The organism is Mannheimia haemolytica, from assembly GCF_004342115.1.
In the GTDB taxonomy this organism is placed as follows: domain Bacteria; phylum Pseudomonadota; class Gammaproteobacteria; order Enterobacterales; family Pasteurellaceae; genus Mannheimia; species Mannheimia haemolytica.
Genome location: NZ_SMAC01000033.1, coordinates 1 through 25,024, shown reverse-complemented (window position 1 = coordinate 25,024; position 25,024 = coordinate 1). Strand labels below are relative to the sequence as shown.

Genomic DNA, 25,024 nt, shown 5'->3' with positions numbered 1-25,024 from the left:
TTTGGGTGGAAAAGAATTTAAGCTCAAATTAATCTGACAGACACGGTAATTTAAAACGGGGGACTGTCAGATTAGGTTTGATCTTCTACACATTATGCCTGTTTAACCGCAGCCGATTCACTACTTGGTTTACGCCGTTTACCGATATTTTTGGTATCTTTGTGGCGGACTTTTACTTTTGGTTTTGCCGCTTCTTTTTTCGCCTCTTTTTTCTTCTTAATGCGTGCTTTTTCTTTCTTGCTGGTCACATTTAGCTCGCCATCTTTCGGGGCTTTGGTGCGAGGCTCTAAGCCCTCGATAATGCGAGGTTTTAGTACTTCTTCGGTGTAACGTTTAATTTTGCCGAGTAATTTATAATCGTGAGCTTCCACCAATGAAATTGCCGAACCTTTTTTGCCAGCACGAGCAGTACGCCCAATACGGTGCAAGTAAGTATCCGCACTATAAGGTAAATCGTAGTTCAGCACGAAATCAATATCGTCTATATCAATGCCTCGAGCCGCCACATCGGTTGCCACTAACACATTCACTACGCCTTCTTTTAAACGGTTAATAGCTTGGTTACGTTGGGTCTGAGCCATTTCACCTTCGAGATAAGTAGAACGAATTCCCCGCTTACGCAAGGTTTCGCTGAGTTCTCGCACATCTTCTCGGCGGCGGACAAACACAATCGCTCTTTCCACCGAAAATTCGCTGATAATACGAGCTAATAATTTGGTTTTATGCTCTACATTATCGGCGTGGTAATACCATTGCTGAATTTTTTTACGCTCACGGCGACTTGGTTCGGCATCGACTTTAATCGGATCATTTAATAATCGCTCGGCAAAATCCTCTAATAACTCGCCCTCGAGGGTCGCTGAAAACAACCAAGTATGCTTACGCCAACGGGTTTCTGCCGCAATTTTCTCCGCATCTTGCCCGAAGCCCATTTGCAACATTCTATCTGCTTCATCAAAAATCAGCACTTCCACCGCTCGGCAGTCAAAATTTTCCTCTTTAATGTATTGCATTAAACGACCCGGGGTAGCAACCACAATATCTTGATTTTTATTAAAGACTTCACCGTGATTTTGATACGCCACCCCACCGGTAATAGTCGCAATGCTCAACTGAGTAAATTTAGCCAGTGCTTGGGCTTGCTCCGCCACCTGCATTGCCAGCTCTCGGGTTGGGGTAAGAATTAAAATGCGAGGAGCCCCTGGTTTGCAGCGAGGATAATCTAATAAATGCTGAATTGCCGGCAGTAAAAAAGCGGCGGTTTTGCCGGTACCGGTAGGGGCTGAACCGAGCAGATCACGTCCTTCTAACGCAGCCGGAATCGTGGCTTGTTGAATAGCGGTTGGGCGGTTATAGCCTTTGTGTGCTAAGGCTTTAAGTAATTGAGGGCTTAAATCAAGCTCCTCAAACGTCATTAATTGGGTCATCTCTGTTTCTCTACTTGTAAATTTGCCCCAGTATATCACATTAACTGCTTGCCGTGATGGTGAAGAAATTTATCCTAAAAGGCTGAAAAAATTGTTACACTTACACAGAGCCGTTTAACGGACAATTCGCTCACTTTTACTTTATAGAAGGAACATTATATGTTTGTTGAAATTTATGGACGTTTATCTTGCCCATACTGCGTGCGTGCAAAAACATTAGCCGAGAAAATGAAACAAGAATTAAGCGATTTTGATTTTAAATTTATTGATATGATCGCTGAAAATATTTCAAAACAAGACCTAGAGCCTCGTGTTGGCAAGCCGGTTGCAACTGTGCCACAAATTTTTGTGGATAATAACCACGTTGGCGGTTGCACCGATTTCCAAGCCTTTGTGGAAGAGAAATTTGGGATTACCGTATAGCCAAAAGCCCGCTAACAAGCGGGCTTTTTTATACAAAAATTTGCAAATTATTGTTCTTCTTTCGGCAGACGTTTAATCGCAAAAAGTAAACCGCCCCAGATAATCGTCATTGCCACCACCATGGTAATAATTGCTGCTGAACTCATTACTCATCTCCTTTTGGTTCATTTTTCCACGCCATTTTTGATAGCAAATAAGCCACCACCACTAAGCCGATTGCCATTCCCCAGCCGAAGGTGTTTACAAACCAGCTTGGGTAGCCTTCATAACCTTCACGATACACTTTGGCGATTTCGCTGAATAACATAAATGCCAGTACGCCGGAGGTAATAACGATACATAAACGCCAGATAAAGCCGACTTTGAATGAAGAAACTTCGTTCAGGTGTTTTTCAAGGGTACTTAATTTCTCGCTGGTGACAATCGCAATCAAGGAAACAAACGCCACCGCAACAATACCGAATTGGTTTACGAATTTATCCATCACATCAAGCATTGGTAAACCGGTGGTTGTACCGAATAGCAAGACAGATACCACCATCATCGGAATGCCGACTAGTAGCGTGGCTTTCACACGACCTGAATTGAGTTTGTCTTGCACCGCTGAAATAATCACTTCAATTACCGAGATAAATGAGGTTAATGCCGCAAAGGTGAGTGAACCAAAGAACAGCACGCCAACTAATGCCCCCATTGGTGCTTGGTTAATAATGGTTGGGAAAGCGAAGAATGCCAGGCCGATACCGCCTTTTGCTACCTCGTTCACTTCTTGCCCTGCAGCCGTTGCCATAAAGCCGAGTGCCGCAAATACGCCAATACCCGCTAATAATTCAAAACCACTGTTCGCAAAACCCACCACTAAGCCTGAACTGGTTAAATCGGTTTCTTTTTTCAGGTATGAAGCATAGGTAATCATAATCCCGAAGCAGATAGAGAGTGAGAAGAAGATTTGACCGTAAGCGGCAATCCACACACTTGGATCAGCCAATTTTTCCCAGTTTGGGGTAAATAACGCATCTAAGCCTTTCGCAGCACCCGGTAGGGTTAATGAATAGCCGACCAACACTAAGAACATCACGATCAACAGCGGCATTAGCAGGTTTGAGGCAGCAGAAATCCCTTTTTTGATCCCCATAGCCAACACAGCAATAGCAATCAGCCATACCGCAATTAACGGCCCTGTAACCATACCGACAAATTCAAAGCTCACGCCTTGAGTAATATCGCCCATTTTTAAGAATTCACCGATAAAGAAATCCACCGGTTTATCGCCCCACGCTCCGCTGAATGAGAAGTAGGTGTAACTTGCTGCCCAGCCGAGTACCACCGCATAATAAATCCCGATGATCACGTTGATCAGCACTTGCCACCAACCGAAGGTTTCAAATTTCGAGCTGAAACGGCGGAAAGAGAGCGGTGCACCACCACGATATTTATGCCCGATAGAATAATCTAAGAACAGCAGCGGTAAACCTGCGGTCAAAAGGGCAATGATATACGGCAGAATAAAAGCCCCACCGCCGTTTTCATAAGTAGTATAAGGGAAACGCCAGATGTTCCCTAAGCCGACAGCGGAACCAATAGCCGCCATAATAAATGCACCACGTCCGGAGAACGTTTCTCTTTGCGGTGCGTTTGATGATTGATTAGACACGGTAAATACCTCAAACTGATAAAGTTTTATATAAAAAAGAATTGAGTTAAATGTAAATTAATCACACTTTAAGTGCGGAATATGCCCAATTTCAGGTTGAATGTAAAGTAGAAAAATATAGAAAAACAGATAAAAAACGCTCAATTTTCAATATAAAACTCCAAATAAAAACAAAAATTCAAACAAAAAAACTAAAAACAAGACATCTTCAGTTAAATATAAATAAAAACCTAAAAGCTACCAGCATAATTATTTATATTAAAATTAACAAAAAAATAACACATTATTTGTACAAATAATGTGTTATTTACTTTCTTTTTTCTTAAAATTAGGCTGAATCTTGCTCTTTTTCAATTTTCGGTGAAAAATGTTCAACTTTCGCTTGTTTAACCATATTTTCACTCACTTCAAGAATCATCACTTTCAAGTTGTAGAGTTCAAATTCCATTCCTTCATCAGGAATTTTTTCTAAATGCTCTAAAATCAAGCCGTTAAAGGTTCTGGCTTCCTCAAGCGGTAAATCCCAATCAAATAGTTTGTTCAGATCACGCAGGTTGGCTGAGCCTTCAATAATCACCGTACCATCTGATTGTTGCTGAACTTCTTGCTCAAGGGTCGGTGCTGATGAAGTCGTAAATTCACCCACAATTTCTTCTAAAATATCTTCAAGAGTGACTAGCCCTTTAATATCACCATACTCATCAACCACTAAACCAATACGCTCTTTATTCGCTTTAAAGTTCATTAATTGTGTAGTGAGTGGTGTGCCTTCAGGAATAAAATAGACTTCATCTGTTGCACGCAGTAGCATTTCTTTGGTAAATTCGTTTTTCTCCAACATTAAACGAAAGGCTTCACGCACCCGCAAAATCCCAACAATATTGTTGTCCATATCCCCTTTGTAGATAATCACCCGAGCGTGAGGGGCGTGATTAAGCTGACGCATAATCGCTTTCCAGTCATCATCAATATCAATGCCGCTGATGTCGTTGCGAGGCACCATAATGTCATCAACCGTCACTTTTTCCATATCTAAAATAGAGACCAACATTTCACGGTGTTCGGCAGGAATAAATTTACCGGCATCAAGCACTACACTACGCAGCTCTTCGGAGCTTAAGCCTTGTTTATCTTTTTGTTGAATCCGCAATAATTTCATCAGCCCGGCAATAATCAAATTCATTAAAAATACAATCGGGCTGAGTAATTTTTTAAGCGGTGTTAGCACAAAGCTGGCGAAAAAACCGACTTTTTCAGGGTAAATTGCCGCTACTGTTTTAGGTAGGATTTCCGAAAAAACCAACATTACAAAAGTTAGCAAACCGGTTGCAATTGCCACACCGGCTTCACCGGATAACTGCATACCGATCATCGTTGCAATCGCAGAGGCGGCAATGTTGACTAAGTTATTACAAATTAAGATAAGGCTAAGTAGCACATCGGTGCGTGCCAAGAGTTTTTCCGCCAGTTTCGCCCCTTTATGCCCTTGCTCGGCAAGGTGACGCATTTTGTAGCGGTTTAAAGACATCAAGCCGGTTTCCGAGCCTGAAAAAAATGCAGAGAGTACTAAAAGAATAGCTAAGGTAATAAATAAACTACTCAGGGGAATACTGTCCAAAATTCAATTCCTATGTAAATTAATCATAAAAGGTAGCGTAACACTAAAAGCGTTGTCACTACCTCACTTTGTCGGTTCAGCCGACTTGCAAAAAATTTTGCTTTTTTGACCGCTTGTAGATCATTAATTGACGATCAAACGACTACCGAAATAGCCGATGGTGAGCAACATCATACCCGAAATCGAATAAATAAGCACCCGTTTTCCACGCCAATGTAATTTCCACTGTCCAAGTAACTGAATGCTATAAACAAGCCAAGCTAAAAAGGAGAAAATTGCTTTATGAATATGCTCCGGCTCGAAAAAGTTATGCAAATAAACCACACCGGAAAATAAAGTGAGCGTCAGCATAGCTTGTGCAGCTAAGGTTAAAGTAAAGAAATGGCGTTCAACCGTCATTAGCGGTGGTAGAATCTGGCAAAAGAACATTGTTTTGCTCTTTAGTTTTCTATCCAGCCATTTGAGTTGAAAAGCATAAATTAATGCTAAAAAGAAGAGAGCATAAGAAAATAATGCAATCCCTAAATGGAAAAGCAGTCCCGCATTTTCTTGCACATTACGGATAAAACTACCTTTTACAAATCCAGCCACCCCCACACTACAAATGGCGAAAGAGTACACAATAATTAAAGGAAACCAAACTGTTTTCCATTTTAACAACGCAAGTGTGACACAAGCCGCCATAATGAAACTCATCAAAGAGATTACATTTGTTACCGTAAAATTCTGCCCTTCGATTAAAAATAATTCATTATATAACACAGAAAAATGCAAAATCGTGGCAAGTAACCCAAACCCAAAGACTAACATCATATTAGGCTTTTTATTAACTGTTGCGGCATTTTCTAAATTCACTAGAGTAGGGGCAACCCAAAGTAGCGCTAGAGCGTAAGCAACAATGGATAAAAGAGGAAGTAACATATTGTCTCGAATCTCGTCAAATAAGAATAACTATCAGAATTTTAATCAAAAGTAACCGTTTTAGCTAGTTTTTGCTGTTGCTAGATCAAAAATTATCCTAAAAAATGTGCTTTTCGCCTTAAATTGAACCCTACCTTTTCTCGGTAAGATTATCTCACTGAAAACAATAATTTTCCTTTGACTAATTTGCTTTCTATCTGTAATATGCACACCCTATGCAAAAGGTAAAACTACCCCTTACGATTGACCCTTACAAAGATGCTCAGCGTCGCGTTGATTATGAAGGCTACATTTCAGGTAAACTTCTAACACGCTTGGGTGAATCAGTATGTAATGTGCAAAGTGATGCACAAGTCACTCTCTCGTTATATGTCGATCCACAACGCCTAACTGTGATTAAAGGCACAGCAAAAGTAGATGTGGAATTTGATTGCCAACGATGTGGTGACCCGTTTACACAAACGCTCGACTGTTCATTTGTTTTCAGTCCGGTGTCTAACATGGATCAGGCGGACATCTTGCCCGAAATTTATGAACCTATCGAAGTAAACGAGTTCGGTGAAGTAAATTTACTAGATATGATTGAAGATGAATTTATTCTTGAATTACCTCTAGTCCCGATGCATAGTGAAGAACACTGTGAAGTGTCCGTAAGTGAACAGGTATTTGGCGAGTTGCCGGAAGAACTGGTACAAAAACCAAACCCGTTCGCAGTATTAGCTAATTTAAAGAAAAACTAGATCTAGGAGAAAGCCCGTGGCTGTTCAACAAAATAAGAAATCTCGTTCACGTCGTGATATGCGTCGTTCACACGATGCATTAACAACTGCAGCAGTTTCAGTAGATAAAACCAGTGGTGAAACTCACTTTCGCCACCACGTAACTGCAGACGGTTACTACCGTGGTCGTAAAGTAATCAACAAGTAATTCCTTTCGAGGTTTATCTTGGTTGATATCACTCTTGCAGTAGATGTGATGGGCGGGGACTTTGGTCCCCGCGTTACTATTCCTGCACTGGAAAAAGCCTTAAAACAAAATCCAAGCCTTTCTTTTTTATTATTTGGTGATGAACACCAAATAACCCCTTTATTACAAAAACACACACTACTCAACCACCCCAAAATCCAAATTCATCATACCGAACAAGTGATTGAAGCTGATGTTCCGTTCACTACTGCAATCCGCCAAAGCAAAAACAGCTCTATGCGGTTAGCGATTGAGGCAGTAAAAGAGGGCAAAGCACAAGGTTGTGTTAGTGGCGGTAACACTGGTGCGTTAATGGGATTGGCAAAATTATTGATTGAACCATTACCAAATATTGAACGCCCTGCACTCACTTCGCTAATTCCTACCCTCAACGGCAAATCCAGCGTAATGTTAGATTTAGGGGCAAATATTGAAGTAAGCAATCACCAGCTACAACAATTTGCAGAAATGGGAAACCTGTTTGCTCAAGTAATGCTTGATTTAGTTTACCCTCGCCTGTCTTTATTGAATATTGGTACAGAAGAAAATAAAGGCACGGCACAACTTCAGGCAGTGCATCAACTGCTGAAAAACAGACAAGACTTAAATTACACCGGCTTTATTGAAAGCGATAAATTAACCAGCTATCTCACTGATGTGATTATTTGTGACGGCTACACCGGCAATATCGCGTTAAAAGCGTTGGAAGGGGCAGCTAAAAATATTATTTCTCTCTTTAAAAAAGAGAAAGCCGATTCCAATATTTGCCGTAACACCAAACGATATTTACTGAAAGCGATGTTCTACCGTTACTACCGCAAATTGCAACAAATTAACCCTGACCGCCATAACGGGGCGACCTTGCTCGGCTTATCTAAAGTAGTCGTGAAAAGCCACGGCGGGGCAAATATCAATGCCTTTTATTACGCTATTGATTATGCGGTGCAACAAATTCAAGGCGACATTCCAAATAAAATCCTAGAGGGTTTAACCCAAAAATAAGCGAACTCAACTGTTCGCTTATTTTCATTTCTTGTTTCACTTAAAGATACAAGCGGTCAAATTTGCAAAAAAATTTACCCATTCAACCGCTTGTGTTTAGCCTTTTAATTTTGCCACTCGTAAACTAACCGCATTGCGGTGTGCATCTAGCAATTCTGCACTTGCCATTCGTTCCACCGTTTCGGCCAAGGCTAGAAAGCCTTGTGGTGTCAGCTCCTGCACCGTCATTCGCTTGCTAAAATCAGCTAAACCTAAGCTCGAATAGGTTTTAGTGTAGCCGTAAGTCGGTAAAACGTGGTTAGTGCCGCTAGCATAATCCCCCATACTTTCCGGCGAATACGCCCCTAAGAAAATCGAGCCGGCATTATCTAAATCCGCCAACAACGAGCGGGCATCTTCAGTTTGCACAATTAAATGCTCAGGTGCATATTTATTGCTAATTTCGACCGCTTGTTGCAGGTTTTCTGCAATAAAAGTACGACAGTGAGCCAATGCTTTACAGGCAGTTTCAGCACGAGGCAGAACCGACACCTGCTTTTCTAATTCTTCAGCGACTGCTTTTGCCAAGCTCTCACTTGGTGTGACTAAAATTACTTGGGAATCGGCCCCGTGTTCCGCTTGAGAGAGCAAGTCGCTCGCCACAAATTCAGGGTCGGCAAACTCATCGGCAATCACCAATACTTCAGACGGGCCTGCAGGCATATCAATCGCCGTGCCTTCTTGAACGACTTGTCGTTTCGCCTCCGTCACAAACGCATTACCTGGGCCGAAAATTTTATCCACTTTCGTTACTGTTTGCGTACCATTTGCCATCGCAATAATCGCTTGAGCCCCGCCCACCGCATAAATTGTTTCTACCCCACATAAATTAGCGGTGTAGAGAATTTCATCAGCAATCGGCGGTGGCGAGCAAAGTACAATCTTCTTACAACCGGCAATTTTTGCCGGCACCGCAAGCATTAACACGGTAGAGAAAAGAGGAGCTGAACCGCCTGGAATATAAAGCCCTACTGCATTAATCGGGCGAGTGATGACTTGGCAACGCACCCCCGGCTGGGTTTCAATATCCACCTCTTGATTTTGCTGTGCCTTGTGGAAAGCCTCGATATTCGCTTTCGCATTTTGAATCGCTTGCTTAAGCTCTGGTGAAATACGGCTCTGTGCTTGCTGAATCTGCTGTTCTGATACCACTAAGCTCTCCAATTTCACTTTATCAAACTTTTCAGCCAGCTCAAATAATGCCTTATCGCCGTTAGCGAGTACATTGGCTTTAATTTCATCGACCGCGGCTTTAATACTCTCGCCAACCACCTGTGCCGGACGAGCTAGATATTGCTGCTGCTCACTTTCTGTTAAATTGTTCCAAATTAGGGTTTGCATATTTGATTCCTTTTACGCCAACATTTTCTCAATCGGTAAGACTAATACGGAACTTGCTCCCATTTCTTTTAGCTGCTCCATCGTTTCCCAGAACAGGTTTTCTTGGCTGACAACGTGCATTGCCACACGGGTTTGGTCGTTAGCTAACGGTAAAATAGTCGGGTTTTCCACACCGGGTAATAAAGCGGTAATTTCCGCCAGTTTATCTTTAGGTGCGTGGAGCATAATATATTTTGATTCGCTTGCTTGTTGTACCCCTTGAATACGGGTTAATAGTTTGTCGACCAAGGCTTGTTTTTCCGCTGAAAGTGGTTCTTGGCGTTGAATTAAGCAAGCAGTTGAACGGTAAATCACTTCAACTTCTTTTAATCCGTTCGCCTCTAATGTTGCCCCTGAGGAGACTAAATCGCAAATTGCATTGGCAATGCCCGCACTTGGGGCAACTTCAACCGAACCGGTGAGTAAAATACTTTTAAACGGCACATTTTGCTCTTTCATATACCGTTTTAATAGATTTGGGTACGATGTCGCAATCACAGCATCTTCTAATTCCTTGATATTGTGATATTTTTTATCACGATCAATCGCTAACGATAAACGGCAGCCACCAAAATCGAGCTGGCGGAGTTTTTTATAGGCAACGTTCTCACCTGCACTTAATCGCCCTAATTCGACTTCCTCTAGCACATTTTCGCCAATAATGCCGAGATCGACCACGCCATCAAAAACTAAACCCGGAATGTCATCATCACGCACCCGCAAAATTTCAATCGGCATATTTTCTGAATAGGCAATCAGACGTTGGTCGTTCCAAATGATTTTTACGCCACATTGCTTGAGCAGCTCACTACACTCTTGACTTAGGCGACCTTTTTTCTGCATCGCAATTCTTAATCGATCTTGTGTTGTCATTGTTGTTTCCTTCTTATGTTTTAAATTGTAAATATAAAAAACCCTCTCGAAATCACTTCCGAGAGGGTTAAATTTGTGCTGCGTTTAGGCGTACTCGGAAGTCTTATCTTCCGCACATACCAAATGCCCGAAAGATTATTCAGGTAAATGATGGTGGTGATGAGTACGAATAAATGCCATTTTGCTGTTCTCCAAACTAAATTGCTTTAAAAGATACGCCTAAATTTTGGCAATGACAAGTGTTTTTTATGAAAAATTGCTATTTTTCATCTCTCTAAAACAATTATCGCAAACGTTTGCGTAAAGCGGTATAATTTGCCTGATTTTTTGCAAATTCAACAAAGTAGGAATAATACTATGCAAGTCAGCCTCAAAAAGATCTACTCCGGCAAAGTCCGTGATCTCTACGAAATCGATGAAAAACGTATGCTTATGGTTGCCACCGACCGATTATCTGCCTTTGATGTTATTTTAGACGATCCTATTCCTCGTAAAGGCGAAATCCTCACCCAAATCTCCAACTTCTGGTTCAACAAATTAGCCCACATTATGCCAAACCACTTCACCGGCGACAGTGTGTTTGACGTGTTACCGCAAGAAGAGGCAGAAGCTATTCAACATCGTGCGGTGGTTTGCAAACGCTTAATACCGGTGAAAATTGAATCGATTGTGCGGGGTTATTTAACCGGCTCCGGGCTGAAAGATTACCAACAAACTGGCACGATCTGCGGCTTAACATTGCCGGAAGGCTTGGTTGAGGCCAGCAAATTACCGCAACCGATCTTCACACCGTCCAGCAAAGCCGAGGTGGGCGATCACGATATTAATATCAGCTACGAAGAGTGTGAACGCCAGATCGGTCAAGAACTTGCCGCCAAAGTGCGTGATGCCGCTCTAAAACTCTACACTGAAGCGGCAAACTATGCCCTGACCAAAGGAATTATTATTTGCGACACCAAATTCGAATTCGGCTTAGACGAAAACGGTGAACTAACGCTAATGGACGAAGTCCTAACCCCGGATTCCAGCCGTTTTTGGTCAGTTGAAACCTACCGAGAAGGCACAAATCCACCTTCATTTGATAAACAATTCGTGCGTGACTGGCTGGAAAATAGCGGTTGGAACAAACAACCCCCAGCCCCGAAAGTACCGGCAGAGGTAATTGAAAAAACCGTAGCGAAATATCAAGAAGCATTGGATTTATTAACCAAATAACACCACAAGCGGTCAAATTTACGCTATTTTTTGCAAAACAAAAACCTGTAAGCCAACACTTACAGGTTTTTTAGTTAGTGGTAAAAAGTGCGGTTATTCTACCGCACTTTTGCAAAATTTTGTGTAAATCTGACCGCTTGTTAGCCTTGCGAAGAAATACGTTTCATATCTGTCATATAACCACGTAATTCTTGACCGATTAACTCGATTGGGTGGTTACGGATTGCGTCATTCACATCACGTAAGGTAACGTTGTCGATTTCCACTGCCGGAGTTGGTTCACCTAAATCGCCTTTCTCTAACGTTGGGATAATTTTCTCCGCTAAAATCGGGGTTGCAACGTGAGAGAATAAGTAGTTACCGTATTCTGCGGTATCTGAAATTACCACGTTCATTTCATATAAACGCTTACGAGCGATTGTATTTGCGATTAACGGTAACTCGTGTAGAGACTCGTAGTAAGCCGATTCTTCATAAATACCGGCTGAAACCATTGTATCAAAGGCTAATTCAACCCCTGCTTTCACCATTGCAACCATTAACACACCGTTATCAAAGTATTCTTGCTCAGAAATTTTAATACCGTCTGCTTGTGGTGCGTTTTCAAAGGCTGTTTTACCTGTTTCTTCACGCCATTTTAATAAGTTGGCATCGCCGTTTGCCCAGTCTGCCATCATAGTTGATGAGAACTCACCACTGATGATGTCGTCCATATGTTTTTCAAATAAGAACGCTAATTCTTCTTTGATTTGCTCAGAAAGCTCGAACGCACGCAATTTGGCACTGTTTGATAAGCGATCCATCATTAAGGTGATACCGCCTTGTTTTAACGCTTCGGTAATGGTTTCCCAACCGTATTGGATCAATTTACCTGCGTAAGCCGGATCTTTACCTTCCGACACTAATTTGTCGTAGCACACGATTGAACCTGCTTGTAACATACCGCAAAGAATGGTTTGTTCACCCATTAAATCAGATTTCACTTCTGCTACGAATGAAGATTCTAATACGCCCGCACGGTCACCACCGGTAGCACTTGCCCACGCTTTCGCAATGGCTAAACCTTCGCCTTTAGGGTCATTTTCCGGGTGAACGGCAATTAAGGTTGGCACACCGAAACCACGTTTGTACTCTTCACGCACTTCCGTGCCCGGGCATTTCGGAGCGGTCATCACAACCGTTAAATCCGGACGAATTTGCTCACCTTCTTCCACAATGTTGAAACCGTGTGAATAACCAAATGCCGCACCTTGTTTCATTAACGGCATTACATCGGCAACTACTTTAGAGTGCTGTTTGTCCGGCGTTAAGTTAATCACTAAATCCGCTTCAGGAATTAATTGCTCGTAAGTACCCACCACAAAGCCGTTTTCAGAAGCACGTTTAAATGAAGCACGTTTTTCAGCAATCGCTTCGGCACGTAAAGCGTAAGCAATATCTAAGCCTGAATCACGCATATTTAAACCTTGGTTTAAACCTTGAGCACCACAACCCACAATCACGATTTTTTTGCCTTTTAAGAAATTGCAGCCATCTGCAAATTCATCACGATCCATAAAGCGGCAACGACCTAACTGGTCTAATTTTTGACGTAAATTTAAAGTGTTGAAATAGTTAGCCATTTTTTAATCCTTATTTGAATTAATGAGATTGATATGATGTTTTGTTTGCACATTGTTATAGTTTGATTTGATTATACCTTAACCTAATATTGCGTAAATTGAAAATATTAATATTTCATATTGCATAAAATGCAACTTGCAAAAATTTTGCCAAATTTAACCGCTTGCAATCTCTACGATAAAGTAGAAAATAACCACCTAATTTAATAGAAGATCAAAAAATGAAAATAAACAAAATCATTCTACAAAGCTGTGGCGAATGTGGGCAACAGGTACGAGTGCCGCTTATGCTCAATGGAAATGCCGTTTGCCCGGTATGCCATAACATATTACGCAAAAACAACACTTGGAGCTTACGCCGCAGTGCTTTTTTGGCGTTAGCAATTTTGATTTTGCTCCCCTTTGCACTTCATTTCCCTCTAATGAGCATTGACTTACTCGGCATCAAAATTAACGCTACCGTATGGGACGGCATTTGGAAGATGGCAACCGAAGGCTACCCTTACACCGCTTTTATGGTGCTAGTCTGTGCGGTAATAATGCCGATTGCATTTGTATTGCTAATTTTAACCGTTCAGCTACAACGTATTATTCGCCAACGCCCCCGTTATACCCTGATTTTCTTAAGCAAAATCAAAGAATGGGTAATGCTTGATGTCTATTTAGTTGCCCTTGCAGTTGCAGCTTTTAAAATTCGAGATTATGCCGATCTACAATTTGACGTAAATTTAATCGCCTTTGTGTTGGTAACCATCTTAAACACCCTACTTTTTATTAAAACCGATCCCAAACAAGCGTGGGAACGTTTTTACCCAGAATATCACGCCTTACCGTTTGATCACCCAAGCAATCCAACACTTTGCCCGACCTGTGAATATTGCTTTGATGAAACCATCTTGGATTTAAAAGGACAACAACGCTGCCCTCGTTGTGAAAGCAATTTATCAATTTCCGATAACGTTAAAATACAACGGGTTTGGGCTTGCTTAATTGCAGGAACGATTATGATGATTCCGGCAAATATTTTCCCGATTTCGACCACTGAATTGGCAGGGCAGGTTTCGGCAGATTCATTAATGTCCGGCGTGCTTCTGTTTATGGAAATGGGTAGCTACACCGTGGCAGCGATTGTGTTTATCGCCAGTATTGCCGTGCCGGTGAGTAAAATTACCATTATTTTTTATCTCTTGCTGGCAATTCATTACAAATGGAAGCACCCGATTCATTGGCAAATGAAACTACTGCACTACGTCCATTTTGTCGGACGCTGGTCAATGCTGGATTTATTCGTGTTATCATTGATGATGTCGCTACTCGAACGAGGGCAGATTCTCAGTTTCTCGGTAGGGGAAGCCGCTTTCTATTTTGGTGCAGCCGTATTCTTAACGATGTTTGCCTCTGCAAATTTAGATGCCAGAATGCTGTGGAAGATTCATTACGATCATAAACGCAAAGCTACCCACTAAATTCCCTTTATCGTTAAAAACATAAAATAGCTTAGGACGGGCTTCTGCCCGTCTGGAAGTAGGAATAGGCATAATAGATATCATATATTGCTATACCTAATCATTAATAAATAATTTATCTTTTTGCCAATTAGTCGGATTATTTTCTATATATTTCACTATGCTTAAATAGTCTTCTTCGTTTCTAATAATATGTTCGTAATAACTGCGTTGCCATAACTTCTTATGAAATGGTTTCCAATTATTGTGTCTAACATTTTTAATGTATTCCACTGTCGTTATAGATTTAAAACGTTGAATAATATCAAATAGAGATTGCTGAATAACATTCACATTAAGAATTTGGATTATGAAATGAATATGGTTTGGCATAATTATATATTCTAAACAAGTGACATTATTAAAATAATTCTCTAATTCTTTATACTGTTTTTCTACCATTTTACCTGCATCATTCAAATACATCGCATTATCAAGAACACCGCCAAATAAAGATAAACGCCCTTGAACACATATTGTCACGAAATAAAGACCATTTTGTGCGTAATCATAATACTTTAAACGAATAGTTTTGCGTTGAGCTTTTCTCATCTTTAATTTCCTAAATAAATTTATTATTTAATTAGAAATGATTAACATGCAATACTATAAAACGTTTTTTTCGAGCAAGATCACAAAAAGATTAATAATATTTATTAAATTATTTACTAATGGTTATTTAGGAAAATTACGGACGGGCACAGGACCCGTCCCTACGCTAAATTTTTATCACATAAGAAATCCTACTACAAATTATATAATTAATACAACCGTAGGGGCGGGCCCTGTGCCCGCCCGTGCTTCTTCTATTACTGATGGCAAATTTCAGCTTTCAGCAAGCTTTGCATCTGCGGTAACAACTGCACAATCAGCCTCAGTTGTTGTATCAACACTAAGGAAAGATCATTTTGTTTTTGCTGATTTTCCTGCTCAAACTGGGCTAGGTCTTGGTCGATAGCGGTCAATTTTTCCGATAATTTTGCAAATGAACGGCTCTCTGAGGCGATTTGCCCAATGATGTTTGCCACCTCTCTGGCGAGTGAGAAGAACATTGCGGAAAAATCCACTTGTTGATTAATCTCTCGGCTAGCAATACGGTAAGCCCCTAAGGTGGAAATATAACCCAGCAAGGTGTAAGCAATACTTAACAATTTCGGGGCGAAGGTTAAATCGTTCGCATATTTTTGTGGTTCGCTGTACATATTGGTAATTGCATTACTGAGTGCCGATAAATGGTTATGCACATCACGGCGTGCAATGCGGTAAGGTAGTTGCTCGTTATAACCAAACTGCAACTGGGCAATAATATGGCGTAAATATTGTCCACTAGCTTTCAAGCTATTATGTAAGTTGCGTTGCAAATTTAAATATTTCCAATCCGGCCATAAGAATGCTACCGCCAACCACGCAATCGCAGTGCCGAGCAAAGTATCGAGCATTCGCATTAAGATGCCGCTTTCAAGGCTCACGCCTGCAATATCAAGGCTTATCATTACCAACACCGTAATATAAAAGGTTGAAAAGCCATAATGTACCAAGCGGAAAAAGGTATAGAGCGAGCCGGTCAGTACGATTAGCCCAAGCTGGGCTTCCAGACTGAGCGTTACGTTAAACAATTCAAAAGAGCCACCGACCAGCACGCCGAAAATCGTGCCGATTACACGCTGAATCAGTCGGGTCTTAGTGGCGGTGTAATTCGGTTGGCAGACAAAAATCGCCGTGAGCAAAATCCAGTAACCTTTGCTGTCGAAGCCTAAAATCGGCACGATCGCACTGCACAACAGCACCACTATCGACAGCCGAACGGCGTGGCGAAACAGTTGGGATTCAAAGGTTAAATGGGCTTTAATCGCTTGGCTGATATTGCTTAAGCCGGTAATATTTTCGGCGATCAAGCGGTGAGATTTGGTGAAATTTTTGCTTAACGGCTCAATATGCTCACCACTGCTTGAGCCTTGTTCAATCTGAGCTAATTGCCGTTCAATATTGCCTAAATTTTCTGCAATAGCACGCCAACGATAGGCACTTTTCAAGCCCCTTTCTTGGTGATAATTTAATGAGTTAAGTAACCCCTGCAAGGCTTTTTCGCCACACATACCGTGTTCATATACTTCCCTATGGCGTAACGACATCGCAATTTTTTGACACTCCGCCGCCTGTAATTCCAATACCCGTTGAAAGCGAAACATTAAATCACTGTTGCTTAATTGTTGAAACAGCTCGTGATATTGATAATGGCTGGAGCTTGCCCGCTCTAAAATATCTTGAGCGGTGAAATAGTAACGCAGCATTCGCTGTGTCCGTTGTTGCTTGTGCTGACGTCTTAGGCGGTAGAATAGGGCGACTCTGGTTTTATCAAAAGCAGCCATCACCTCGCTATTGGCTTTCGCCAAAGCTAACTGTTTCGCAGCTAAATCGTCATCATCGGGGTCAAAATAGGCAGATTTCGCCAGTAAATAGTGGCTCAATGCAAGGTAGGCGGACGCTAAATTCTCCTGTACAGTGCGATTCGGAAAAATCAGGTAAACCAAAATACCGACCAAACCATAGAGTAAGGTGCCAAGTAAGATCATCACCACATTGTGATACCACAATACTTCGGGCGTATAAGCCAGGCTGTTATAAACCGCCACAATCAGCGTGCCAAAAGCAATGGTACTATAGCGTTGCCCGATTGCCCCTAACATTACCAGCAAAAAGGTGCAAACCACCGCCACCGGCACAAACAGCCAGCCCAAATGGAGCGACACACTCGCCCCAATCGAGGAAAGCGAGAACGCCACTAGGCTGATAATCAGATTTTTCGCTCGTCCGATTAGGCTGTTGTCTAAATCCACCAAACCGCCGGCGATAATGCCTAACATCAACGGCATCGCAAAATCAGAAATACCGAGTTGCCAAATACTAACCGCTGCAATATTCAGCGAAATAAACATAGGCAGCGTTTTAATTACATTTTCCGAAAGCCAACTGTGTTGTAGATATCTTAAAAATTTATTCATATTTGCTCATTTCGGGCAGGCACAGAACCTGCCCCTACCTACACTACCCTAAACGTTCTGCTAAATAGCCATCATAATCCGGCACATTCACGCTGACTTCTTGATGAAACAAATCCGCATTTAACAGAAAATTAGCGGTAGTTTCGTTAATCGCCACCGGAATATTCCAAACGGTCGCAATCCGCATCAGGGCTTTCACATCAGGATCGTGCGGAGCGGCATTCATCGGATCCCAAAAGAACACCAGCAGATCAATTTTCTTTTCTGCGATCAGCCCGCCTAATTGCTGATCGCCCCCCATCGGGCCGCTTAACAATGAAGTAATTTCAAGCCCTGTTTCTCTGGCGAGCAAATGCCCGGTAGTGCCGGTGGCATATAGCTTATGCGAGGCAAGTTGGGCTTGATGAGTTTGTGTCCAACGAATTAAATCTTGTTTACAGCTATCGTGAGCCACTAAGGCAATCTGTTTTTGTTTTGCGATGGTTCTGACGGTGGTTTTCATTTTTAGCTCCTTTGCAAAATTTTTCACAAATCATACCGCTTATTTTTCGCTTTTGCATTGACTAATCACGGCTTATGGCTAAAATCAGGTAAAAATTCGCATTTTAAAACAAAGGATTAACCGCAATGAACTTATACAACATCAAACACCCTGAAGAACAAGTCAATTTCGCCCAAGCGGTACGCCAAGGCTTAGGCAAAAATCAAGGGCTATTTTTCCCTGAAGTGTTACCTAAATTAGGTAGCATTGATGAATTATTGGATTTACCTTTGGTTGAACGCAGCCAAAAAATTCTTTCAGCCTTAATCGGCGAAGAGTTACCGCAAGAAACCTTAAATGCAATGGTAAAAAATGCGTTCACTTTCCCGGCACCGCTTGCCAAAGTCAATGATGATATTTATGCGTTAGAATTATTTCACGGTCCGACTTTAGCCTTCAAAGATTTTGGTGGGCGCTTTATGGCTCAAGCCTTAGCCAATGTACGAGGAGACGGCAAAATTACTATTTTAACCGCTACCTCAGGTGACACCGGTGCGGCGGTGGCTCATGCTTTCTATGGTTTGGAAAATATCAACGTGGTCATTCTTTACCCGAAAGGCAAAATCAGCCCATTACAAGAAAAATTATTCTGTACCTTAGGCGGTAATATTCGCACTGTTGCGATTGAATCCGACTTTGATGCTTGCCAAGCCTTAGTGAAACAAGCCTTTGATGATGCCGAGCTACGCCAAGCGATTGGTTTAAATTCCGCAAATTCCATCAACATTAGCCGTTTACTGGCTCAAATTTGCTACTACTTTGAAGCAGTTGCTCAGTTACCAAAAGAAAAACGAGATAACGTAGTGGTTTCAGTACCAAGCGGTAATTTCGGTAACTTAACCGCCGGCTTAATTGCCAAAACATTAGGTTTACCGATTAAACGTTTTATTGCCTCAACCAATGCCAATGACACCGTGCCACGCTATTTACAATCAGGCAAATGGGAACCAAACGCAACCGTTGCAACCCTTTCTAATGCAATGGACGTAAGCCGCCCGAACAACTGGCCACGAGTTGAAGAATTATTTAAACGCAATGGCTGGAGTTTGTCTGAATTGGGTTCTGCCGCATTAAACGATGCCGAAACCGAAGCGGCTTTGAAAGCTCAATATGCAGAAGGTTATCTGTGTGAGCCTCACGGTGCTATTGCTTACCAAAGCTTGAAAGATCAGCTACAACAAGGCGAAACCGGTATTTTCTTATGCACCGCTCACCCGGCAAAATTCAAAGAGTCGGTGGAACGCATTTTAGCGATTGAATTGCCGTTACCGGAAGCATTAGATAAGCACAACAAACTGCCACTGTTATCCGATGAAATGGCAGCAGATTTTGCAACATTGCGTGCATATTTGTTGAAATAAATATTCAATAATAGAAAAGGGATTAAGTATTAAACTTAATCCCTCTTTTTATGCATTACAAGCGGTTATATTTGCCTATTATTTTGCAAAATAAGCAGCTAACTCATCACTACCGCCAATATGTTTACCGCCGATAAATACTTGTGGTACAGAGGTTTTACCTGTAATTGCTCGTACAGAAATCGTGCTTGCATCACGACCTAACACAATCTCCTCAAAAGTATAGCCTTGCTCTTTTAATAATGCTTTTGCTTTTGCACAGAACGGGCAACCCGGTTTAGTGATAATCGAAACAGACTCTTTAGCTGTCCAATTTGGACTTAAATATTTAATCATTGTATCGGCATCTGATACTTTAAACGGATCGCCCGGTTCTTGTGGCTCAATAAACATTTTTTCCACAATACCGTTTTTCACCAGCATCGAATAACGCCAAGAACGTTTACCAAACCCAAGGTCATTTTTATCAACTAATAGCCCCATACCTTCTGTGAACTCACCATTACCATCAGGAATAACAGTAATATTTTCAGATTCTTGATCTGCTTTCCAAGCGTTCATTACAAAGGTATCATTAACTGACATACAGATGATATCATCTACCCCTAATGCCTTAAATTCACAAGCTAATTCATTATAGCGAGGCAAATGTGTTGATGAACAAGTCGGTGTAAATGCTCCGGGTAATGAAAACACAACCACCGTTTTGTTATTAAATAACTCATCGGTTGTGACATCAACCCAAGCATCGTTTTGACGTGTACGAAATGTTACACTGGGTACTTTCTGACCCGTCATATCTTTAAAAGACATATTAATGTTCTCCTATAGAATTATATATTATAAAAATCTTAGGCATTATACTCACAAATATGGCATAATTCAGCCTATCGGAACAATAGGAAAAATTTAAATTGGAGGAATCAAGTGAATATTCGAGATTTAGAATACCTTATTGCACTTGCAGAACATAAGCATTTCCGTCGTGCAGCAGAATCTTGTAATGTTAGCCAACCTACTTTAAGCGGGCAAATTCGCAAATTAGAAGACGAACTAGGCACTATTCTGCTTGAAAGAACCAGTCGCAAAGTCCTCTTTACGCAAGCAGGCTTAACATTAGTTGAACAAGCCAAGGTAGTTTTACGTGAAGTAAAAATTCTAAAAGAAATGGCAAGCAACCAAGGTAAAGAGATGTCTGGCCCGCTTCATGTTGGTGTAATCCCAACCTTGGGGCCTTACATTTCGCCAATTATTGTGCCTGCATTAAAAGCAGAATTTGCAGATTTAGAGCTGTATATTTACGAATTACAAACCAACCAATTATTAGATCAACTTGAATCCGGCCAGCTTGATTGTGGCATTATCTCATTTGTAAAAGAGAGTGAATCTTTTATTGAAGTGCCTATCTTTAATGAAGAAATGTACTTGGTAGTTCCAGAACAACACGAATGGGCAGCGCTTAAAAAATTCGATATGAATTTATTAAAAAACCGTGAGTTGCTCTTTTTAGACAGTGGCCATTGTTTACGCACTAATACGCTAGACTATTGTCTATCCATTGGAGCAAAAGAAAATCCACACTTTAAAGCTACCAACCTTGAAACCTTACGCAATATGGTAGCAGCAAATGTTGGCCTAGCATTGATTCCTAAATTAGCCGCTAAACCGATTAAAGGAGTACATTATATTCCACTTGAAAACCCGAAACCGTTTCGAGCTGTGGGAATGGTGTATCGACCAGGTTCACCATTACGCGCCCGCTATGAGCGTTTAGCTCAAGCCATTACTAAAATTATGCAATCCGAGGCGTAAAAATGGCAAACGGTATGAGTGTGCGCGCAATTCAGAAAGAAAAAACACGCAGAGCATTAGTAGAAGCCGCCTTTAATCAATTAAGCTCAGAAAAAAATTTCTCTAATCTCAGTTTGCGTGAAGTTGCGCGTGAAGCTGGAGTCGCACCGACTTCGTTTTACCGCCACTTTAAAGATATGGACGAACTAGGCTTAGCAATGGTGGACGAATCCGGGCTACTATTACGCCAATTAATGAGGCAAGCTCGAAAACGAATTGCAAATGGCGGAAGTGTTGTCGTGGTTTCAGTGGAAACATTCTTCGAACTGATTGCCGACCGCCCTAACGTTTTCCAGCTATTACTACGCGAAAGCTCCGGTACATCGCAAGCGTTTAGAACCGCAGCATCACGCGAAATTCAACATTTTGTAGCTGAATTGGCGGACTATATTATGAGCAAAGATAATCACAGTAACCGAGAACTTGCTTATATTCAATCGGAAGGTTTAGTCACGCTAGTATTTACTGCCGGTTCTCATGCTTTGGATATGAACAATCAAGAACGGGAAAAACTAAAGCAACGTGTCATTATGCAGCTAAGAATGCTGATTCGTGGCTCCACCTATTATGCCAATAAACAAGCTTCATCAACATAAAAAAACAGACGCCTAAGCGTCTGTTTTTATTCTTTCGTAATATATGCAGTCGATAGCTTTAACCATTCTAGTGCTAATTGATGATGTTCAGATAACGCATTCCATAACGCATCTTCTGACAAGATACTATAATTGCCTTTAGTATCTAACTGTTCATCAAAACTATCATGTAATTCACGCCATTCCGGGCTAGCATAAAACCGACTTAAGGGTTCCAAAAGTGCAGAAGCTCGTTTCCATTGCTCAATCCCCTTTTCCAATTCTGGTAATAGCTCTACCCATTGGTTATAACAATCCTGCATTTTCTGAATATCTGCTTTTTTCATTCTTTACCGCTTACACCATAAATTTTAGCCTCAATATAACATAAAAATCCCCTTCCGAAGAAGGGGATTTCAACTCAATTAGGCTAAATTACCACTGGTATCCAACGCCTACACCGCCACCAAAGTCGCCTCGGCTATTCGCATTACCTTGTAATTTCAAGATAAGCTTACCGTTATCACTTGAACGTGAATAACCTACTGCAAGCGCGTTTTCACCTTTAAATGTACCACCTGCTGCAGCCACCATAGATTTACCTGGAATGTAAACCTGCGGTAACGCTGCTGCATTTGAACCGGCAATACCAGCACGGGCTTCACGGTTATTACGATGGATCTTGTTATTTAAGTGATTAACAGCACCTTTTAACTGACCAACATTAACAGCATCGGTATCTGCCTCACCTGCTTTAACATTAGTAATACGGTTACCACCATTATTTAAGCCATCTTTCGTTAAGCTTACCGCTTTTCCTGCAGAGCCATTATTAATGGTTACGCCATTATTGTTCACCAATGTATCACCAGTCTTAACGCTAGTAAATTCAGGGGTATCTGAAACGGCTACAGTTACATCAGAACCTTTACGTGTCACTTTGATATTATTACCTGCATTCACGCTCACTGTACTACCTGCTTTTACTTTCGCAGGGGCTTTATCCCCTTCAACCACACCTGTACCAACTGCTTTAGAATCTACGTTCCAGCTTACGTTGTTTACGGCATTTGCTACTGTTGTTGCATTCACAAAGTGTGAACCGGTACCGTTAGGATCTTGAACATTGATTTTGCCGTTATCAGCAACGGTTAAATCTGTGCTGTTTACGTTCACTTTCACCTCACCAGCCTTATCACTGGTAATAGTTGTACCATTACCATTTACGATATTGATAGAACCATCTTCATCAGTACCAATGTTATTACCATTCACTTTCGCATAGTTGTTCAGCTGTTTACCGTTGATAACATCTGTGCTTACTGGGCTAATATCGCCATCTGCTACATTAGTGATCTTAGTTGGTTTACCGTCTTTATCACCGACTTTGATGTTATCACCATCATTAGTGATTTTCGGACCATTCTCACTGAACTGTACGCTATTGAAGCTCACATCTTTTGCTGTCGCAAAAGTAAATTGATTACCATCACGTTTAACAGTTAAGTTATCACCTGCTTCAAACACAACTTCTTCGCCCGTTTTCACTAGCTTAGTCGCAGCTTGGTCACCGGCAGCCTTATTACCTGCAGATTTAATATTAAAGCCTGCATTATTCACTGCATCTGCAACAGTTTGAGCAGTCACTAACGCATTTGGCTGAGTTGGTGCTTTCACCGTACCATCTTCGTTGTTACCTAACTCACTGGTATTTGCAGTGATGTTACCTTCATTATCTACTTTAATAGTAGTACCGTCAGTTTTCGCTTCAACGTTATAAGTAGTTGAACCATCAGCATTCGTGCTAGGTGTGATAGTTACACCTCGGTTACCGCCCACTTTCGTAGTAGCTGCATTAGTTGCCGCTTGTAAATCACCTAAGTTCACTACGTTGTTTAGCTTGTCGCCTTCAGCATTTTTAATCGCTTCTGCACGGTCTTTACCCTCTGGGGTTGAGCCATCTTCGTTACGAACACTACTTGCCACATTGCCTAATTGAACAGGGGCTTCACCTGTGAATTTAGCCGTATTGCTTGGCGTTGAGCTATCAGTAGGATCTTGGTTTACAAACTCAATCGGGCTATCTACTTTAATCGTATTCTTACCGTCTTTGTTTTCAACCGTGACCGTTGTACCTTTACCGTTAATAAAATCAACCGTGTCATTATGTACCACAGTATCAACCGCTTTGCCGTTACCTTGTAAATTCCAGCCTGCATTTAATACATCACCTAATGTTGCTGCATTACTTAACTTATCAGCTAAGTTGGTTGGATTATTGTCTGCTGGTTGAACCTTATCATCTGCAGTCACAGGTGTCAGGTTAGACGCAACATTGCTAATCGCTTTATTACCTGCATTGATACCATCTTTATTGATAGTAATTGGATTATTTGCAGGATCTGCTTCATCAGTTGGTACAGTTACAGTGTTAGAGGTTACGCTGCTAAACTTAACATCATCTTTAGTCGCATAAATGACTTTACCATCAGCTTCTTGCTTCACAGTTAAGTTTTTACCTGCAACCATTTCAACTGCTTTACCCGGATTAATCAGTTCATCACCACCTGAAAGCTTCTCTCCACCTTCTACAGCCGACGTTTTCAACGTAAAGCCTGAGTTATTGATGGCGTTGGTAATATCACCTGCTGTCACTAATTTCTTAGCATCATCAGCGGTTGGTTCATCAATTCTACCGTCATTATTTGCATCATTTAATGCCGTAGTGTTAGCCTTGATCGCACCGGTTGTAGGATCTTTTACAATTGTTACATCGTCCGTATTCACAGAAAGATCGAACACATTCGCGCCATCAGCATTTTTTGTCGTGTTAACCGTAACTGATTTATCAGTCGACTTCACTTCTTCACGAGATGCCATAGCGAAAGTATAAAGCTGACTACCATTTACTGCATCTTTACTATCTGCATTTACGTCACCGGCAGCTACATTAGTTGTAGAAGATCAGACTTGATCTGACAATTCACTCTAAAAAGTGAGAGTTTCCCGTTTAGAATATGAGTGTCAAAAATCAATCTAAACAAAAAGG

Annotated in this window: 22 protein-coding genes, 1 pseudogene and 1 other annotated feature; of the genes and pseudogenes, 9 read left to right on the top strand and 14 right to left on the bottom strand. The window is 41.4% G+C overall.

What is annotated here, in order from left to right; genetic code table 11:
• Window positions 1-92: 92 nt before the first annotated feature.
• Window positions 93-1,427 (bottom strand): ATP-dependent RNA helicase SrmB, encoded by a 1,335-nt coding sequence (srmB, locus tag EDC41_RS11285; protein ID WP_020831081.1) that lies wholly within the window; start codon window positions 1,425-1,427, stop codon window positions 93-95.
• A 159-nt stretch (window positions 1,428-1,586) separates the two neighbouring features.
• On the opposite strand from srmB, the gene EDC41_RS11280 reads away from it, so the two are divergent.
• Window positions 1,587-1,850 carry a GrxA family glutaredoxin gene (locus EDC41_RS11280; protein WP_006250428.1) on the top strand — a complete coding sequence of 88 codons (264 nt, stop codon included), beginning with the start codon at window positions 1,587-1,589 and terminating at the stop codon, window positions 1,848-1,850.
• A 47-nt stretch (window positions 1,851-1,897) separates the two neighbouring features.
• Here the strand turns inward: EDC41_RS11280 and EDC41_RS11275 are convergent, their stop codons facing one another.
• From EDC41_RS11275 to EDC41_RS11260, 4 genes are all read right to left on the bottom strand, one after another.
• Entirely contained in the window at window positions 1,898-1,996 is a 99-nt protein-coding gene (locus EDC41_RS11275) for a methionine/alanine import family NSS transporter small subunit (protein ID WP_006250429.1), read from the bottom strand.
• Complete coding sequence (locus tag EDC41_RS11270) at window positions 1,996-3,504, bottom strand: sodium-dependent transporter (RefSeq protein ID WP_020831080.1); 1,509 nt, start codon at window positions 3,502-3,504, stop codon at window positions 1,996-1,998. Before EDC41_RS11270 ends, EDC41_RS11275 begins: the two co-directional genes overlap by 1 nt.
• Window positions 3,505-3,832: 328 nt before the next feature.
• A complete protein-coding gene (locus EDC41_RS11265) occupies window positions 3,833-5,122 on the bottom strand; it encodes an HlyC/CorC family transporter (RefSeq protein WP_006251725.1) in 1,290 nt (429 codons plus the stop codon).
• 123 nt (window positions 5,123-5,245) lie between these two features.
• On the bottom strand, window positions 5,246-6,043 hold the full coding sequence (locus tag EDC41_RS11260; protein ID WP_006250432.1) for a cytochrome C assembly family protein: 798 nt from the start codon (window positions 6,041-6,043) through the stop codon (window positions 5,246-5,248).
• Window positions 6,044-6,258: 215 nt separating this feature from the next.
• Between EDC41_RS11260 and yceD the strand changes: the two genes are divergently transcribed.
• From yceD to plsX, 3 genes are read left to right on the top strand one after another with little or no spacing between them, the layout of a single operon-like run.
• A complete protein-coding gene (gene yceD / locus EDC41_RS11255; RefSeq protein ID WP_006251724.1) occupies window positions 6,259-6,783 on the top strand; it encodes a 23S rRNA accumulation protein YceD in 525 nt (174 codons plus the stop codon).
• Window positions 6,784-6,799: 16 nt separating this feature from the next.
• A complete protein-coding gene (gene rpmF / locus EDC41_RS11250) occupies window positions 6,800-6,970 on the top strand; it encodes a 50S ribosomal protein L32 (protein WP_006251723.1) in 171 nt (56 codons plus the stop codon).
• A gap of 48 nt (window positions 6,971-7,018) precedes the next feature.
• A complete protein-coding gene (gene plsX / locus EDC41_RS11245) occupies window positions 7,019-8,011 on the top strand; it encodes a phosphate acyltransferase PlsX (RefSeq protein ID WP_031200495.1) in 993 nt (330 codons plus the stop codon).
• A 96-nt stretch (window positions 8,012-8,107) separates the two neighbouring features.
• Here the strand turns inward: plsX and hisD are convergent, their stop codons facing one another.
• On the bottom strand, window positions 8,108-9,391 hold the full coding sequence (gene hisD / locus EDC41_RS11240; protein ID WP_006251721.1) for a histidinol dehydrogenase: 1,284 nt from the start codon (window positions 9,389-9,391) through the stop codon (window positions 8,108-8,110).
• Between the two features lie 12 nt (window positions 9,392-9,403).
• Window positions 9,404-10,303, bottom strand: coding sequence for an ATP phosphoribosyltransferase (gene hisG, locus EDC41_RS11235; protein ID WP_006251720.1), 900 nt, complete (start codon window positions 10,301-10,303; stop codon window positions 9,404-9,406).
• Window positions 10,304-10,335: 32 nt separating this feature from the next.
• Window positions 10,336-10,463: a sequence feature (His leader region), on the bottom strand.
• A gap of 197 nt (window positions 10,464-10,660) precedes the next feature.
• Here hisG and EDC41_RS11230 point away from each other — a divergent pair.
• A complete protein-coding gene (locus tag EDC41_RS11230) occupies window positions 10,661-11,518 on the top strand; it encodes a phosphoribosylaminoimidazolesuccinocarboxamide synthase (RefSeq protein WP_032844840.1) in 858 nt (285 codons plus the stop codon).
• Window positions 11,519-11,658: 140 nt separating this feature from the next.
• Here EDC41_RS11230 and ilvC read toward each other — a convergent pair whose 3' ends face one another.
• Complete coding sequence (gene ilvC / locus EDC41_RS11225) at window positions 11,659-13,140, bottom strand: ketol-acid reductoisomerase (protein ID WP_006250438.1); 1,482 nt, start codon at window positions 13,138-13,140, stop codon at window positions 11,659-11,661.
• A gap of 221 nt (window positions 13,141-13,361) precedes the next feature.
• Here ilvC and EDC41_RS11220 point away from each other — a divergent pair, with 221 nt between their 5' ends.
• Entirely contained in the window at window positions 13,362-14,606 is a 1,245-nt protein-coding gene (locus tag EDC41_RS11220; RefSeq protein ID WP_006251718.1) for a paraquat-inducible protein A, read from the top strand.
• Between the two features lie 96 nt (window positions 14,607-14,702).
• On the opposite strand, the gene EDC41_RS11215 is transcribed toward EDC41_RS11220, so the two are convergent.
• The 3 genes from EDC41_RS11215 to EDC41_RS11205 all read right to left on the bottom strand — a co-directional run bounded on the left by EDC41_RS11215 (window position 14,703) and on the right by EDC41_RS11205 (window position 18,149).
• Window positions 14,703-15,197, bottom strand: a complete 495-nt coding sequence (locus EDC41_RS11215) for a transposase (RefSeq protein ID WP_006251717.1) — start codon at window positions 15,195-15,197, stop codon at window positions 14,703-14,705.
• A 257-nt stretch (window positions 15,198-15,454) separates the two neighbouring features.
• Complete coding sequence (gene yccS, locus EDC41_RS11210; RefSeq protein ID WP_115262453.1) at window positions 15,455-17,647, bottom strand: YccS family putative transporter; 2,193 nt, start codon at window positions 17,645-17,647, stop codon at window positions 15,455-15,457.
• A 43-nt stretch (window positions 17,648-17,690) separates the two neighbouring features.
• Window positions 17,691-18,149 (bottom strand): methylglyoxal synthase, encoded by a 459-nt coding sequence (locus EDC41_RS11205; RefSeq protein ID WP_020831077.1) that lies wholly within the window; start codon window positions 18,147-18,149, stop codon window positions 17,691-17,693.
• 125 nt (window positions 18,150-18,274) lie between these two features.
• Between EDC41_RS11205 and thrC the strand changes: the two genes are divergently transcribed.
• Complete coding sequence (gene thrC / locus EDC41_RS11200; RefSeq protein WP_006251714.1) at window positions 18,275-19,549, top strand: threonine synthase; 1,275 nt, start codon at window positions 18,275-18,277, stop codon at window positions 19,547-19,549.
• Between the two features lie 78 nt (window positions 19,550-19,627).
• On the opposite strand, the gene EDC41_RS11195 is transcribed toward thrC, so the two are convergent.
• The gene (locus EDC41_RS11195) at window positions 19,628-20,362 is read right to left on the bottom strand and encodes a glutathione peroxidase (RefSeq protein WP_006251713.1); all 735 of its coding nucleotides are present in this window, start codon (window positions 20,360-20,362) and stop codon (window positions 19,628-19,630) included.
• A gap of 114 nt (window positions 20,363-20,476) precedes the next feature.
• Between EDC41_RS11195 and oxyR the strand changes: the two genes are divergently transcribed.
• Both oxyR and fabR read left to right on the top strand, forming a co-directional pair.
• Entirely contained in the window at window positions 20,477-21,361 is an 885-nt protein-coding gene (oxyR, locus tag EDC41_RS11190; RefSeq protein WP_006251712.1) for a DNA-binding transcriptional regulator OxyR, read from the top strand.
• A 2-nt stretch (window positions 21,362-21,363) separates the two neighbouring features.
• Window positions 21,364-21,996: an HTH-type transcriptional repressor FabR gene (gene fabR / locus EDC41_RS11185; RefSeq protein ID WP_006250448.1), complete on the top strand. Its 633-nt coding sequence runs from the start codon at window positions 21,364-21,366 to the stop codon at window positions 21,994-21,996.
• Window positions 21,997-22,022: 26 nt separating this feature from the next.
• Here fabR and EDC41_RS11180 read toward each other — a convergent pair whose 3' ends face one another.
• Both EDC41_RS11180 and EDC41_RS11175 read right to left on the bottom strand, forming a co-directional pair.
• Window positions 22,023-22,322, bottom strand: coding sequence for a DUF4298 domain-containing protein (locus EDC41_RS11180; protein ID WP_006250449.1), 300 nt, complete (start codon window positions 22,320-22,322; stop codon window positions 22,023-22,025).
• A gap of 88 nt (window positions 22,323-22,410) precedes the next feature.
• A pseudogene (locus EDC41_RS11175) lies at window positions 22,411-24,930 on the bottom strand (YadA family autotransporter adhesin); the annotation flags it as partial.
• Between the last annotated feature and the right edge of the window lie 94 nt (window positions 24,931-25,024).